The 13,569-nt window shown below is 72.3% G+C and carries 14 protein-coding genes; 5 read left to right on the top strand and 9 right to left on the bottom strand.

Features of this window, described 5'->3' with window-relative positions:
- Positions 1-77 precede the first annotated feature (77 nt).
- Positions 78-2,042, bottom strand: coding sequence for an acetate--CoA ligase (acs, locus tag R2J75_RS16975; RefSeq protein WP_243329168.1), 1,965 nt, complete (start codon positions 2,040-2,042; stop codon positions 78-80).
- 127 nt (positions 2,043-2,169) lie between these two features.
- Here acs (R2J75_RS16975) and R2J75_RS16970 point away from each other — a divergent pair, with 127 nt between their 5' ends.
- The 3 genes from R2J75_RS16970 to R2J75_RS16960 are packed head-to-tail and all read left to right on the top strand — an operon-like array spanning position 2,170 to position 4,703.
- Positions 2,170-3,288, top strand: a complete 1,119-nt coding sequence (locus R2J75_RS16970) for an NADH:flavin oxidoreductase (RefSeq protein WP_243329169.1) — start codon at positions 2,170-2,172, stop codon at positions 3,286-3,288.
- Positions 3,285-3,998: an NAD-dependent deacylase gene (locus tag R2J75_RS16965; RefSeq protein WP_243329170.1), complete on the top strand. Its 714-nt coding sequence runs from the start codon at positions 3,285-3,287 to the stop codon at positions 3,996-3,998. Before R2J75_RS16970 ends, R2J75_RS16965 begins: the two co-directional genes overlap by 4 nt.
- Before the next feature lie 30 nt (positions 3,999-4,028).
- Positions 4,029-4,703, top strand: a complete 675-nt coding sequence (locus R2J75_RS16960) for a phosphatase PAP2 family protein (protein WP_316410672.1) — start codon at positions 4,029-4,031, stop codon at positions 4,701-4,703.
- Here the strand turns inward: R2J75_RS16960 and R2J75_RS16955 are convergent, their stop codons facing one another.
- The 6 genes from R2J75_RS16955 to acs (R2J75_RS16930) all read right to left on the bottom strand — a co-directional run bounded on the left by R2J75_RS16955 (position 4,704) and on the right by acs (R2J75_RS16930) (position 10,333).
- Positions 4,704-5,477, bottom strand: a complete 774-nt coding sequence (locus tag R2J75_RS16955; protein WP_243345771.1) for a dioxygenase family protein — start codon at positions 5,475-5,477, stop codon at positions 4,704-4,706. It abuts the gene before it with no gap.
- A 63-nt stretch (positions 5,478-5,540) separates the two neighbouring features.
- Positions 5,541-5,759 carry a hypothetical protein gene (locus tag R2J75_RS16950; RefSeq protein ID WP_243329173.1) on the bottom strand — a complete coding sequence of 73 codons (219 nt, stop codon included), beginning with the start codon at positions 5,757-5,759 and terminating at the stop codon, positions 5,541-5,543.
- Between the two features lie 78 nt (positions 5,760-5,837).
- Positions 5,838-6,605 (bottom strand): type I methionyl aminopeptidase, encoded by a 768-nt coding sequence (gene map / locus R2J75_RS16945; protein ID WP_243329174.1) that lies wholly within the window; start codon positions 6,603-6,605, stop codon positions 5,838-5,840.
- Complete coding sequence (locus R2J75_RS16940; RefSeq protein ID WP_243329175.1) at positions 6,602-6,811, bottom strand: ParD-like family protein; 210 nt, start codon at positions 6,809-6,811, stop codon at positions 6,602-6,604. The genes map and R2J75_RS16940 overlap by 4 nt, the downstream gene beginning before the upstream one ends.
- 70 nt (positions 6,812-6,881) lie before the next feature.
- A complete protein-coding gene (gene glpK / locus R2J75_RS16935) occupies positions 6,882-8,363 on the bottom strand; it encodes a glycerol kinase GlpK (RefSeq protein WP_243329176.1) in 1,482 nt (493 codons plus the stop codon).
- Positions 8,360-10,333 (bottom strand): acetate--CoA ligase, encoded by a 1,974-nt coding sequence (gene acs / locus R2J75_RS16930; protein WP_243329177.1) that lies wholly within the window; start codon positions 10,331-10,333, stop codon positions 8,360-8,362. Before acs (R2J75_RS16930) ends, glpK begins: the two co-directional genes overlap by 4 nt.
- 111 nt (positions 10,334-10,444) lie before the next feature.
- Here acs (R2J75_RS16930) and R2J75_RS16925 point away from each other — a divergent pair, with 111 nt between their 5' ends.
- Entirely contained in the window at positions 10,445-10,912 is a 468-nt protein-coding gene (locus R2J75_RS16925; RefSeq protein ID WP_243329178.1) for a hypothetical protein, read from the top strand.
- On the opposite strand, the gene R2J75_RS16920 is transcribed toward R2J75_RS16925, so the two are convergent.
- Both R2J75_RS16920 and R2J75_RS16915 read right to left on the bottom strand, forming a co-directional pair.
- Complete coding sequence (locus R2J75_RS16920; RefSeq protein WP_243345769.1) at positions 10,909-11,400, bottom strand: ferritin; 492 nt, start codon at positions 11,398-11,400, stop codon at positions 10,909-10,911. The genes R2J75_RS16925 and R2J75_RS16920 overlap by 4 nt on opposite strands.
- 64 nt (positions 11,401-11,464) lie before the next feature.
- Positions 11,465-11,932: a hypothetical protein gene (locus R2J75_RS16915; RefSeq protein ID WP_316410668.1), complete on the bottom strand. Its 468-nt coding sequence runs from the start codon at positions 11,930-11,932 to the stop codon at positions 11,465-11,467.
- A gap of 164 nt (positions 11,933-12,096) precedes the next feature.
- Here R2J75_RS16915 and R2J75_RS16910 point away from each other — a divergent pair, with 164 nt between their 5' ends.
- Positions 12,097-13,542, top strand: a complete 1,446-nt coding sequence (locus R2J75_RS16910; protein ID WP_316410667.1) for an aminotransferase-like domain-containing protein — start codon at positions 12,097-12,099, stop codon at positions 13,540-13,542.
- The last annotated feature ends 27 nt before the right edge of the window (positions 13,543-13,569 follow it).

The following is a 13,569-nucleotide window of genomic DNA, read 5'->3' as shown; positions in this document are numbered from 1 at the left end:
CGGGCGTTTAGCCCGCCGGACCGCGGTTCGTGGCGGGCCCTGCCCCCAGGGTCAATCAATTATTGGTTTATGTATGCTCAGTCGGCGAGGGTCGACAGGTCCCCGGGGTCCTCGCCCATCTCCAGCGCCTTGAGGTAGCGCCGGACGATCTTGCCGGAGCGGGTCTTGGGGAGGGAGGTGCGCACCTCGATCTCCGCCGGCACGGCGATGGGGCCCAGATCCTGGCGGACGTGGTCCTTGAGGGAGGCGATGAGGCCGGGGCCCTGGGCCACGCCGCTCCGGAGCACGACGAAGGCCTTGATCCGCTCGCCCTTGACGGGGTCGGGCAGTCCGATGACCGCGGCCTCCCCGATGGCGGGGTGGCGCACCAGGGCGCCCTCGACGTCCGCCGTCCCGATGCGGTGGCCGGCCACGTTCATGACGTCGTCGGAGCGGCCCAGGACGGCGAAGTAGCCGTCGCGGTCCTTCACCGCGATGTCGCCGGCGGTGTAGACGCCCCCCGGCACCTGGTTCCAGTAGCGCTCGTAGCGGGCGTGGTCCCCCCAGACGGTGCGCATCATGTAGGGCAGGGGCCTGCGGAGGATGAGGAGGCCGCCGGACCCGTCGGGGACGGGCACGCCCTCGGCGTCCACCACCTCCGCCACGACGCCGGGCATGGGCTTGCCCACCTTGCCCGGCCGCGCCTCGAAGGTGGGGAGCGTGCCGAGGACGGGGGCGGCGATCTCGGTCTGCCACCAGTTGTCCACGACCATGCCGTTGCTCTGGCCGGCGAGGTACTTCTGGGCCCAGTGGTGGGCCTCGGGGTTGAGGGGCTCCCCGGCGCAGGCGATGAGGCGCAGGCGGCTGAGGTCGTACTTGCTGGGCGCCTCGGGCCCGTGGCTCATCCACATGCGCACCGCCGTGGGGGCCGTGAACATGAGGTTGACGCCGTACCGCTCGCAGAGCTCCCAGGTCACCTCGGGGCTGGGATAGTCCGGCACGCCCTCGCGGCAGAAGACCGTCGCGCCGCAGGAGAGGGGGCCGTAGACGATGAAGGAGTGGCCGACGATCCAGCCGATGTCGGAGGTGCTCCAGTAGATGTCGCGGTCGGTGATCTGGTAGAAGGCGCGGGCCAGGTAGGTGACGCCCACGAGGTAGCCGCCGGTGGCGTGCACGACGCCCTTGGGCTTCCCGGTGGTGCCCGAGGTGTAGAGGATGAACAGCGGGTCCTCGGCGTCCATGGGCTCCGGCTCGCAGTGGATGCTGTGGGCCTCCTGGATGTCGTAGAAGTCGTGCTCGCGTTCGGACTCGAAGGCGTAGGGCTCGTCGCCGGGCCGGGATCCGCGCCGGTGGACGATGATGTGGTCCACGCTGAAGAGGTCCCGGACGGCCTCGTCCACGGTGGGCTTCAGGGCCACCTTCTTGCCCCGGCGGAGGGTGTAGTCGGAGCACACGACCACCTTGGCGGCGCAGTCCACGATGCGGGCCCGGAGGGCCTGGGTGCCCATGCCCGCGTAGACCACCGAGTGGATGGCGCCGATGCGCGCGCACGCAAGCATGGTGATGACGCCCTCGGGGCAGAGCGGCATGTAGAGGATGACGCGGTCACCCTTCGCCACGCCCAGGTTGCGGAGGGTGTTCGCGAAGCGGTTCACCTCGCGGTAGAGGCGCCCGTAGGTGTAGGCGTGCTCCTCGCCGTCCTCGCCGACCCAGATGAGGGCGGCCTTGTTGCGGCGCTCGGAGTACACGTGGCGGTCGATGCAGTTGACCGTGGCGTTGAGCTTGCCGCCCAGGAACCACTGGTGGCGCGGCGGATCGAACTTCGAGACCTGGGTGAAGGGCTCCATCCAGTCCACCAGCTTCGCCCGTTCGGTCCAGAAGCCGTCCGGGTCCGAGAGGGCGTGGCTGCGCTCCACGGCATCGTTGGCCAGGTGGGCCTGGCGCGAAAGCCAGATGGGAGCGGGAATGACATTCTCATCCCGCTGCAGGCGGGAGATGGCGGCCTGCTGGGACTCGCTCAGGTGCGTGGCCGCTTGAAGGTCCTCGTTCGTTCCCTGGGACATGGCGCCGGCTCCTTGGGGTTTGGGTGGGAGGATCATAGACGCAATCTCAGGCTTGTCGAGGGAAAGTCGTCCGGATTTCCGGGCCTCCGGCCGTGTTCAAATGGAAGGGTTCTTTCAGAGGTTCCGCATGCCCCAGCTCTCCGATCCCATCCAGCTGAAATCCTTCACGTTGCCCAACCGGCTCGTGATGGCGCCCATGGTCACCGGCCTGGCCGAGGACCACCAACCCTCGGAGGCCCAGCTGGCCTGGTACCGGGACCACGCCCGGGCCGGCGTGGGCCTGGTGGTGGTCGAATCCACCGCCGTGGCGGCCGACGCCATCATCATGCCCCGGCTCCTGGGGGCCTGGGACGACGCCCAGGTGCCCGGCCTGGCGCGGCTGGCCGCGGCGGTGAAGGCCGAGGGTGTGCCCGTCGTCGTCCAGCTGGTGCACGGGGGCGGACGCGCGGTGCGGGAGGACCCGGCCGTGCCCCGCCTGTCCGCGTCTCCCGTGGCCGTGCTCCCCGGCCCCGCGCCCCGGGCGATGACCGAGGCGGAGATCCAGGCGGTCATCGCGGCCTTCGCGGCCGCCGCGCGGCGCGCGGTGGCCGCGGGCTTCGACGGCGTGGAGGTCCACGCGGCCCACTACTACCTGCTGTCCCAGTTCCTCTCCCCCCGCACCAACCAGCGCACGGACCGCTGGGGCGGGAGCCTGGAGAACCGCGCCCGGTTCGCGCTGGAAACGGTGAAGGCCGTGCGGGAGGCCGTGGGTCCCGACAAGCTCGTGCTCTGCCGCATGCACGCCGTGGAGCACGTGGAGGGGGGCCTGACCCCCGAGGCCTGCGCCTGGCTCGCCCAGGCCCTCGAAGCGGCCGGCGTGGATCTCCTGGACGCCTCCGGCATCGGCACCAGCTCCGTGGGGGACTGGGAGGGCCAGCCCTTCCTGAACACCAGCTCCGTCCCCCCCAAGGGCACCCCCGGCGGCGGCTACGTGCCCTTCGCGGCCCGCCTCCGGAAGGCGGTGGGCATCCCCGTCATCACCGTCGGCAAGCTGGCCGAGCCGGGCCTCGCCGCGGGCGTGGTGGCCCGGGGCGACGCGGACCTGGTGGCCCTGGGCCGCCCCCTGATCGCCGACGTCCAGGCCGCCCGCAAGCTGCTGGAGGGCCGGGACGCGGAGGTGGACGCCTGCCGTGAATGCCTCGCCTGCTTCGCCTCCATCCGCAAGGGGCCCGTGCGCTGCTCCGTGAACCGGGAGCTCCGGGCATGAGCCGCGCGGGGTCCATCGTCCTGCTGACCGGGGCCGGCATCTCCGCCGAGAGCGGCCTGGCCACCTTCCGCGGGGCGGGGGGCCTGTGGGAGGGTCAGCGGGTGGAGGACGTGGCCACCCCGGAGGCCTTCCGGCGGGATCCCGCGCGGGTCCACGCCTTCTACAACGCGCGCCGGGCGAGCCTCGCCCAGGTCCAGCCCAACGCCGCGCACCTGGCCCTGGCCCGCCTGGAGCGGGCCTGGCCCGGGGAGGTCCTCCTCGTCACCCAGAACGTGGACGATCTGCACGACCGGGCCGGGAGCCGGAACCTCCTCCACATGCACGGGGAGCTCCTCAAGGTCCGCTGCCTGCGCTGTGAGGCGGTGCACCCCTGGACCGGCCCGACCTCCCTGGACACGGTGTGCCCCGCTTGCGGCCGGCCGGCGGGCATCCGCCCCCACATCGTGTGGTTCGGGGAGATGCCCCTGGAGATGGCGCGCATCGAGGCGGCCCTGGAGACCTGCGCCCTCTTCGCGGCCGTGGGCACCTCGGGCAACGTCTACCCCGCCGCCGGCTTCGTGGCGGGGGTCCGGCCCGGGGTCCCCACCGTCGAGCTGAACCTGGAGCCGTCCCTCGTGAGTTCCCGCTTCACGGACCGGCGCCAGGGGCCGGCCAGCAGGCTGGTGCCCGCCTGGGTGGACGAGCTTCTGGCCGGGGGCATCCCCGCTTAGACTGGGGGAACCCCCGCCCCCGGAGCCGCCATGACCCTTCGTTCCCTGCGCTTTGCCCTCGCCCTGGCCCTGGCGGGGCCCCTCGTCCTGTCGTTGCCGGCGCGGCCGGCCGTGGCGGCGGAACCCGACTGGCAGGCCCTCGTAGGGCCCTACCCGGCCGAGGATTCGGAGGCGGCCAAGGCGGAGGCGGCCATCCTCCTCTGGCTGCAGAAGACCCGGACCCGGGCCGACGTGGCCCGGGCGGCGTCCACGGAATGGCTGACGCCGGACGCCTTCGCGGACCTCTACCCCAGGGGCGCGGGCCCGAACGCCCGGCCCAGGACCGCCGCGCTGCTCGAGGCGGGCCGGGTGGTGCTGCGGCCCGCCGTGGCCCTCGTCAAGAAGCACTACCACCGCCAGCGCCCCTTCGTCGTGCTGACCCAGCTCACGCCCACGGTGGCCAAGGAGAATACGGGCAGCTACCCCAGCGGCCACGCGGCCCTGGCCGGCCTCTACGCCCGCATCCTCGCGGAACTGGACCCCGCCCACCGGGACGCCCTCCTGGAGCGGGGCGCCCTCATCGCCCACGACCGGGTGCTGGCCGGCGCCCACTGGCCCAGCGACGTGGAGGCGGGCCTGAAGGTGGGGGAGGCCTTCGCCGAACACTGGCTCCAGGAGAACCGGAAGCAGGTGGACGCCGTGATCGCCGCGGAGTGGCCGCGCTGATCAGGCCCAGGCCAGGCAGCGCAGGCTCATGTTGGCCAGCTGCCAGCCCTCGTGGACGGAGCGGGGGGCCGCGCCCGGGGTGGCCGCCCCCAGGGCGGGGAAGAGCACATCCAGGTGCTCGGTGGTGGGGGCCGCCCAGGCGCTCCGGGGCCACCGGTCCCGGTGGGCCAGCAGGTCCTCGGTCCGGCCCTCCTCCAGCCGGGTGACGAACCAGGTCTCCGCCTCCCGGGCCCAGGGATCCACCTGGCCGTCCGGGGCGGCGAAGTCGGCCAGCCGCAGGTTGTGCACCAGGCCGCCGCTGGCGACGATGAGGATCCCCGCGTCCCGCAGGGGGCGCAGGGCCGCGCCCAGGGCCACCAGGCCGGCCGGGTCCCGGCGGGGCAGGCTGAGCTGGACGACGGGCACGTCGGCGGCGGGGAACAGGTGGCGGAGCACGGCCCAGGCCCCGTGGTCCAGGGGCCGGTCCGCGTCCAGGGCGGCCCCGGTGAGGGCCGCCACCTCCCGGGCCAGGCCCGGATCGCCGGGGGCCGGGTAGTCGATCGCGTGGAGTTCGGGCGGGAAGCCATAGAAATCATGGAGCGTCCCCGGCCGCGGCGCGGCGGTGACCCGCAGGTCGCTGGTCTGCCAGTGGGCGGAGAGGACCAGCACCGCCCGGGGCCGGTCCGGGAGGGTCCGGGCGAAGGCGGCCAGATCCCGGACGTACGGATGGGCCGGCCCCTCCAGGGCCAGCATGGGCGAACCGTGGGAGACGAACAGCACCGGGAGCCGGGTCATGATGCACCTCGCACCCCCAATTATATGTTCAAACATCTAATTGGCAAGCCCGCCCTGGGACCCCTACCGGAAGGCCAGGAAGAGCAGCAGGACCCAGGCGAGGGCCGCCCCGCCGACGATGAGGGCGAGGCGCTGGGGCCGGATCTCCAGGCTCCATTCCAGCCGGGGCACCTGGGGATCGCCCTTGCGGTTGCCGTTCCATCGCCGGCGGTCCGGAGTCCGCCGGCGTTCCCAGGTGGGAATGCGGGACGAGGGGAGGGGAGGGTGGAGGAGGGCGGCCATGGTGTTCCACCCAATGTAATAATTAATTCATTCATGGCAAGGGGGCCCGACCGATTCCCGGAGGGGCGCGGGCCGGGTTCAGCGGTCCCAGGCCTCGCCGGGGCGGAGCGTCAGGACCCGGGCCCCCTGCCGGGTCACGGCGATCGTGTGCTCGAACTGGGCCGACCAGGCGCCGTCGCAGGTCACCACGGTCCAGCCATCCGCCTGGGTCCGGACCGAACGATGGCCCTGGTTGATCATGGGCTCGATCGTGAACACCATGCCCTCCCTCAGCGGGAGCCCGGTCCCGGGCCGGCCCCAGTGCAGGACCTCGGGGGGTTCGTGCATCTTCTGGCCGATCCCGTGCCCGCAATAGTCCTCCACCACGGAGCACCCGTGCTCCCGGGCATGGCGGGCGATGGCATGGCCGATGTCGCCGAGGCGCGCGCCAGGGCGAACGGCCTGGATGCCTTTCCAAAGGGATTCATAAGCGACCCGGACCAGCCGCCGGGCGGAGGGCGCGACCTCGCCGATCAGGTAGGTCTTGCTGGAATCCGCGATGAACCCGTCCTTTTCCAGGGTGATGTCGAAATTCACGATATCCCCGCTCCGGAGCACGTCCGACGCGGAGGGCACCCCGTGGCAGACCACCTCGTTGCGGGAGGCGTTCAGCGCGTAGGCGTAGCCGTACTGGCCCTTGCTGGCGGGACGGGCGTGGAGGTCGTTCACGATGAAGGCTTCAACGATATCGTTGACGCGCAGGGTCGACAGGCCGGCTAGGTCGTAGGTGTCCAGGTGCCTGAAGACGGATGCCAGCAGCCGGCCCGACTCGGCCAGCTTCCGGAGCGCCTCCGGCCCCTTGATCACAGGGGCGCGCCGGCCGCGGGCGCCTCGACCCCCGCGGCCCGGAAGGCGCGCGCCAGGAGCTCCTGGTAGGGCAGGGTCGGGTTCATTTCGCACAGCATGCCGATGCGGATCCAGTACCCGGCCTGCGCATTGATGGAGCGGCAGGCGACGGCGCTGGCCTTCCGCACCTGGTCGTGCAGGTCGTCATCGAGGTTCACGATCCCCATCGGCGGGCCTCCAGGCTATACGGATCATCCATGGATTGTAACAATCCGTACAGCGGGGTCAAGGGGCCCGTCAGTCCGCCCAGTCCTTGGCGCGCGCCACGGCCCGGTGCCAGCGGTCCAGGCGGGCGGAGCGCTCGGTGGCGTCCAGGGTCGGCTCGAAGCGGGCCTCGGGGCGCCAGTTGCGGGCGAGCTGCTCGGGGGTGTCCCAGAAGCCCACGGCGAGGCCGGCCAGGTAGGCCGCGCCCAGGGCCGTCGTCTCGGTGACCCGGGGCCGCACCACGGTGACGCCGAGGACATCGGCCTGGAACTGCATGAGGAGGTCGTTCCGGGAGGCGCCCCCGTCCACCCGCAGCTCCCGCAGCCGGATGCCCGAATCCGCCTCCATGGCGGTGAGCAGGTCCGCGGTCTGGTAGGCGATGCTCTCCAGCACCGCGCGGGCCAGGTGCCCCTTGTGGCTGCCCCGGGTGAGCCCGAAGAAGGCCCCCCGCGCGGCGGGGTCCCACCAGGGCGCGCCCAGGCCGGTGAAGGCGGGGACGTGGAACACGCCGCCGCTGTCCGGGACGGAGCGGGCCAGGGGCTCCACCTCGGCGGAGGTGGCGATGATGCCGAGGCCGTCCCGCAGCCACTGCACGGCGGCCCCCGCCATGAAGACGCTTCCCTCCAGGGCGTAGTCCAGGCGGTCGCCCACTTTCCAGAGGGTGGTGCTGAGGAGGCGGTTCCGGCTCAGCACCGGCCGGTCCCCGGTGTTCATGAGCATGAAGCAGCCCGTGCCGTAGGTGTTCTTGGCCATGCCGGGTTCCAGGCAGGCCTGGCCGAAGGTCGCGGCCTGCTGGTCCCCGGCCATGCCGGCCAGGGTCAGGGGCCCGCCGAAGAGCTCGGGCCGGATGGTGCCCAGGGGGCCGCTGGAGTCGGCGACGGCGGGCAGCACCGCGGCGGGGATGTCCAGGATGCCCAGCAGCTCCTCGTCCCACCGGTTGCGGTGGATGTCGAAGAGGAGGGTGCGCGAGGCGTTGCTGGGATCCGTGACGTGGCGGCCGGTGAGGTTCCAGGCCAGCCACGCGTCGATGGTCCCGAAGGCCAGCTCGCCCCGCTCCGCCCGGGCCCGGGCGCCGGGGATCTCGTCCAGCAGCCACTTCAGCTTGGTGCCGGAGAAGTAGGCGTCGAGGACGAGGCCCGTGCGCTCCTGGAAGAGGGGGCCCAGGCCGCGGGTCCGCAGCTCCTCGCAGAGGCCCGCGGTGCGCCGGTCCTGCCACACGATGGCCGGGGCGAGGGGCTCGCCCGTGGCGCGGTCCCAGAGGACCGTGGTCTCCCGCTGGTTGGTGATGCCCACCGCGGCCACGTCCCGGGGCCGGGCGCCGGCTGCGGCCAGGGCCTCCCGGGCCGTGGCGAGCTGGGTCTCCCAGATCTCGCGCGCGTCGTGCTCCACCCAGCCGGGCCGGGGAAAGTGCTGCGCGAACTCCTTCTGGGCGACAGAACGGACAGCGCCCTCCCCGTCGAAGAGGAGGGCGCGGCTGCTGGTGGTGCCCTGGTCCAGGGCGAGGACGAAGCTCATCTGATCGATTTCCTCTTCTCGATGAGGGCCTCGACGACCGTCGGGTCGGCCAGGGTGGTGATGTCCCCCAGCTCCCCGTAGTCCTCGGAGGCGATCTTGCGCAGGATGCGTCGCATGATCTTACCGCTCCTCGTCTTGGGGAGGCCAGGCGCGATGAGGATGAGGTCGGGCGTGGCGAAGGGGCCGATGTGGTGGCGGACCTCGTTCTTGAGCTCGCCGATGAGCTCCTGCCCCTCCTCCCATCCCGCGTTGAGGATGACGTAGGCGAAGATGCCCTGGCCCTTGATGTCGTGGGGGAAGCCGACGACGGCGGCCTCGGCGCAGCCCGGGTGGGTGACGAGGGCGCTCTCGACCTCGGCGGTGCCCATGCGGTGGCCGGAGACGTTGATGACATCGTCGACGCGCCCGGTGATCCAGTAGTAGCCGTCCTCGTCCCGGCGGCAGCCGTCCCCGGTGATGTAGTAGCCCATGAAGGGCCTCAGGTAGGTCTCGACGAAGCGCTGGTGGTCGTTCTGGATCGTGCGGGCCATGCCGGGCCAGGGGTTCCGGATGGCCAGGAGCCCCGTGACGCCGTTGCCCTCGATCTCCCGGCCCTGCTCGTCCAGGACGACGGGCTCGACCCCGAAGAAGGGGAAGGTCGCCGAACCGGGCTTCAGGGGCGTGGCGCCCGGCATGGGGCTGATCATGATGCCGCCGGTCTCCGTCTGCCACCACGTGTCGACGACGGGGCAGCGCCCCTCTCCGACCTGGGTGTGGTACCACTTCCACGCCTCGGGATTGATGGGCTCGCCGACGCTGCCCAGGATGCGCAGGGAGGAGCGGTCGTGCCGCTTGACGAATTCGTCGCCCTCGCGGGCCACGGCGCGGATGGCGGTGGGGGACGTGTAGAACTGGGTGATGCCCAGGCGCTCGACCATCTCCCAGTAGCGGCCCGCGTCCGGGAAGGTGGGCACGCTCTCGAAGAGGACCGTCGTGGCGCCGTTGCAGAGGGGGCCGTACACGACGTAGGAGTGGCCCGTGATCCAGCCGATGTCCGCCACGCAGGCGTAGACGTCGCCGGGCTGGTAGTCGAAGACGTAGCGGTGGGAAAGGGCCGCGTGCAGGAGGTAGCCCGCCGTCGTGTGGGCGACGCCCTTGGGCTTGCCCGTGCTGCCGGAGGTGTAGAGCAGGAAGAGGGTGTCCTCGGCGTCCACGTGCTCGATGGGGCAGAAGGGCCGCTCCGCGTCCATGGCCGGGCGGAGCCACACGTCCCGCTGGGGGTAGAAGGGGATCTTGTTGCCGGTGCGCTGGGCCACGAAGACGAACTTGACGGTGGGGCAGGCCATGACGGCCTCGTCCACGGTGCGCTTGAGGGGAATGATCTTCCCGCCGCGGATGCCCTCGTCGGCGGTGATCACCGCCTTGCAGCGCGCGTCGTTGATGCGGTCCCGCAGGCTCTCCGCCGAGAACCCCGCGAACACCACGTTGTGCACGGCGCCGATCCGCGCGCAGGCCAGCATGGCGTAGACGGCCTCGAGGATCATGGGCATGTAGATGGCGACGCGGTCCCCCTTCCGGATGCCGTGGTGCCGGAGCACGTTGGCCAGCCGGCAGACCTCGCGCTGGAGCTCGCGGTAGTCCACGCTCCGGCCCTCGCCGGGGGTGTCGGACTCCCAGATGAGGGCGGTCTGGGTGCCCCGCTGCGAGGCGTGGCGGTCCACGCAGTTGTGGCAGGCGTTGAGGCGCCCATTGAGGAACCACTGCACCTGGCCCCACTCGAAGTCGTACTCCCGGACCTTGCTGAAGGGGTGGAACCAGTCGAGCTGCGTGAGGGCCTGCTCCTCCCAGAAGGCCTCGGGTTCCCGCACGCTGCGGTCGTAGAGCGCCCGGTAGGCCTCCATGGACGGCAGGTGGGCCCGGGCCCGCATGGCCTCCGAGGGGGGGTACACCTCGCTGGAGAACTGGGATTCGCTCTCGGGGACTGGGGCCATGGCGTCGCCTCCTGGCGGTCGGATCAGGGTGGGGTTGGGGGAACTGGCGCCGTATCGTATATCAATTCCCATTCGCGGTCATTGAACGGTTTTTCAGGGATAATTCCTGCCATGGACGTCCTCAATCCCGCCTCCCAGGCCCTTCAGCTCCTCTTCAAGAAACTCCACCCCCACCTGGAGGACGCGGCCCACGCCCTGGCCACCGGCGCGGGCCGGGAGGACCTGGAGCGCCTCCACGCGAAGCTCGTGCGCGCCTGCCACCAGGCGTCGGAGGTCCTGGACGGCCTGGCGGCGCAGAGCGAGGGGGACCTGGCGGAGAGCCTGGAGACCCTCTCCGCCAACCTGCTCCCCGTGGGGGCGGGCTACCGCCAGACCCTCATCCTCGTCCAGCTCTGCCTGGAAGAGGCCCCCGCCGACCTGCTGCCCCATGCGCCCGCGGGGGAGGCGGCCCGGTCGGCCTGGGGCGCCCGCATGGTGGCCTTCCTGGCTCGCCTGGAGGACCCGGCCTTCCAGGCCCGGGCCCGCTGGGAAGCCGTGGACCCCGACCTGGGCGACGAGGCCCTGGAGGACGGTTTCTAGGCCTGGCGCTTGCCCATCTTCGAATCGAGGTACCAGATGGCGCCGCCCTTGTCGCCGACGGCGCGGAGGTGGTCCACGATCTCGGAGACCTTGGCCTCCTCCTCGACCTGCTCGGTGACGTACCACTGCAGGGCGATCTCGGTGGCGAAGTCCCGGGCGTCCCGGGCAGCGGCGAAGAGGTCGTTGATCCGGGCCGTGATGCCCTTCTCATGCTGCAGCACCTGCTCGAAGACCTCGATGATGCCGCCGAAGGTCTGGGGCGGGGCGGGGACGGTCTGGAGTTCGAGGCGGCCCCCCCGGTCGAGGAGGAACTGGATGAGGCGGTCGGCATGGGCCGTTTCCTCGCCAGCCTGGACCTTGAGCCAGTGGGCGAAGCCCTTGAAGCTGAGGGAGGCGCAGTGGCCGGCCATGGCGAGGTAGAGCTGGGCCGAGGCCTGTTCGCAGTTGATCTGGGCGTTGATGGCGGTCTGCATGGCGGGAGCGATCATGGGGCCTCCTGGGGGAGGCCATTGTAGCCATGCCTGCCCGCCGGGCGGCAACCCCTCTTTTCTGTCAGGCGCCCAGGCCGAGGATCTGCCGGGCCTCCTGGCGGAGGCCCTCGAGGCGGTCCCGGTCCAGGCGGCCCTCGAAGGCGCAGCCCCCGAAGAGGTGGACCTCCCGGCCGTCCCGGCACAGGACCACCAGGTCGTAGGCCCGGGTGCCATCGGTGGCGTCGCCCAGGCCGCTCAGGGCCAGATCCCGGATGTCGGCGACCGGGATGTCCACCCGGCGGACCCGGCCCCCCCGCCAGGTCACCACCAGCCGGACGCCCGCGGGACCCACCTCCACCCGCCGTGCCTCGCCCAGGAGCAGGGCGACGGCGCCCAGCCCGAAGACCAGGGCCCCGAGGAGGAACCCGGCCGTGCCCGGGGTGGGGGGCCAGGTCCCCTGGGGCCGGCCCAGGACCAGGAGCAGGGCGCCGACGGCGAGGGCGGCGAGTTGGAGGAGGGTCATGGGCGCGCGCTGGCTTTCAAGGACCACGGCGGACTCCGGAGGCGCAGCCAGTGTGGGCGAAGGGGGCCGGTCCCGCAAGCGTTCGCTCCCTCGGTTGGACGGGAGCCGCCCCCACTGGCAGGCTCCGAAAGGCGGCCCACTGGCCGGATTCGACCAGCCAGACGGGTCTACAGTGGGGTCCGGAGGCTGCCATGCTGCTGGCCATCAAGGAGGACGGGGGACCCAAGGGGAAGCAGGTCGTCACCCAGGTCCAGGCCCTGATCGCCCGGGGCGCGCTCAAGCCGGGGGAGGCCCTGCCTTCCACCCGGCTCCTGGCCGAACAGCTGGGCCTGCACCGGAGCACGGTGGCGGCGGCCTACCAGGACCTGTGGGCCCAGGGCTGCCTGGACCTCCGGCCCGGCGCCCAGCCCCGGGTTCGTCCCCGCGGCGGCCTGATACCCGCCCCCCCGGCGGGGGCGCCGGGCTTCCCCTGGGAGGCGCGCCTGGCCGACCTCGGGCGCCTGCCGCGGCGCCCCGTCCGGCCGGAGGGAGCGATCTCCTTCGCGGACTTCACCATGGACCCGCGCCTCATGCCGGTGGCGGCCTTCGAACGTTCGCTCCGCTCCGTGCTCCGGCGCCGGGGGCCCGAGGTGCTGGCCTACGGGGACCCCCAGGGACAGCCGGGCTTCCGGGCCTTGCTGGCGGCCCGCATGGCCCAGCACGGGGTGGCGGCGGCCCCGGAGGAGATCCTCGTCACCCACGGCTCGCAGCAGGCCCTGGAGCTGGTCCTGCGCGGCGTCGCCCGGCCCGGCGACGCCGTCCTGGTGGAGACCCCCACCTACAACCAGTTCCTCCGGCTCCTGGGCCTCCTGGGGCTGCGGGCCCTGGCCGTGCCGGAAGGCCCCGGGGGGCCGGACTTCGCGGCCCTGGAGGCCCTGGTGCGCCGGGAGCGGCCCGCCCTGGCCTACGTGATGCCCAGTTTCCGCAACCCGACCGGCCGGAGCCTGGACCCGGCCCAGCGGGAGCGCCTGCTGGCGCTCTGCGGGGCGGCGGGCCTGCCCATCCTGGAGGACGGCTTCACGGAGGAGATGAAGTACTTCGGCCGGGCCATCCAGCCCCTCAAGGCCCTGGACCGGTCCGGCCTGGTGATCTACGCGGGCACCTTCTCCAAGATCCTTTTCCCGGGCCTGCGCCTGGGCTGGATCGCGGCTCCGGAGCCCTGCGTGGCCGGCCTCACCGCCCTGCGCGCCGCCGGGGAGCTGGGGCCGCCCCCCCTGCTCCAGGAGGGCCTCGAGGACTTCATCCGCCTGGGCCGGTTCGACCAGCACCTGGCCCGCCTCCACCGGTGCTTCCGGCGGCGCATGGACGCGGCCCTCGCGGCCCTCCGCCGCCACCTGGACCCCGCCTGGGCCGCCTGGGAGGCGCCCGCGGGGGGCTACCTGCTCTGGCTGCGCCTGACCGGGTTCGACCCGGCCCTGGACCTGGAGGCCGCCCTCGCCCGCCACGGGGTGGCCGTGCGGGACGGACGCAGCTTCTTCCCCTGCCCGGCTGAAGGTCCCCGCTGGGTGCGCCTTTCCATTTCCACCCTGGACGAGGCGGAAATCGCCCGGGGCATCGAACGCCTGGCCGTGGGCCTGCGGGCCCTCCGCGGAACCTGACCCCCCGTCTCGCCACCTGTCCATGGG

The sequence above is a fragment of the Mesoterricola sediminis genome (assembly GCF_030295425.1).
Taxonomy (GTDB): domain Bacteria; phylum Acidobacteriota; class Holophagae; order Holophagales; family Holophagaceae; genus Mesoterricola; species Mesoterricola sediminis.
The sequence above is the reverse complement of the archived record's forward strand: the minus strand, read 5'-3'. Positions and strand labels throughout refer to the sequence as shown.

Bases quoted from the DNA above. Each gene is read 5' to 3' on its own strand.
- R2J75_RS16910 (WP_316410667.1), top strand. From the start codon at position 12,097: ATGCTGCTGGCCATCAAGGAGGACGGGGGACCCAAGGGGAAGCAGGTC.
- R2J75_RS16955 (WP_243345771.1), bottom strand. From the start codon at position 5,477: ATGACCCGGCTCCCGGTGCTGTTCGTCTCCCACGGTTCGCCCATGCTG.
- R2J75_RS16925 (WP_243329178.1), top strand. From the start codon at position 10,445: ATGGACGTCCTCAATCCCGCCTCCCAGGCCCTTCAGCTCCTCTTCAAG.
- R2J75_RS16950 (WP_243329173.1), bottom strand. From the start codon at position 5,759: ATGGCCGCCCTCCTCCACCCTCCCCTCCCCTCGTCCCGCATTCCCACC.
- R2J75_RS16940 (WP_243329175.1), bottom strand. From the start codon at position 6,811: ATGGGGATCGTGAACCTCGATGACGACCTGCACGACCAGGTGCGGAAG.
- R2J75_RS16970 (WP_243329169.1), top strand. From the start codon at position 2,170: ATGCCCCAGCTCTCCGATCCCATCCAGCTGAAATCCTTCACGTTGCCC.
- R2J75_RS16920 (WP_243345769.1), bottom strand. From the start codon at position 11,400: ATGATCGCTCCCGCCATGCAGACCGCCATCAACGCCCAGATCAACTGC.
- R2J75_RS16965 (WP_243329170.1), top strand. From the start codon at position 3,285: ATGAGCCGCGCGGGGTCCATCGTCCTGCTGACCGGGGCCGGCATCTCC.
- acs (WP_243329168.1), bottom strand. From the start codon at position 2,042: ATGTCCCAGGGAACGAACGAGGACCTTCAAGCGGCCACGCACCTGAGC.
- R2J75_RS16960 (WP_316410672.1), top strand. From the start codon at position 4,029: ATGACCCTTCGTTCCCTGCGCTTTGCCCTCGCCCTGGCCCTGGCGGGG.
- glpK (WP_243329176.1), bottom strand. From the start codon at position 8,363: ATGAGCTTCGTCCTCGCCCTGGACCAGGGCACCACCAGCAGCCGCGCC.
- acs (WP_243329177.1), bottom strand. From the start codon at position 10,333: ATGGCCCCAGTCCCCGAGAGCGAATCCCAGTTCTCCAGCGAGGTGTAC.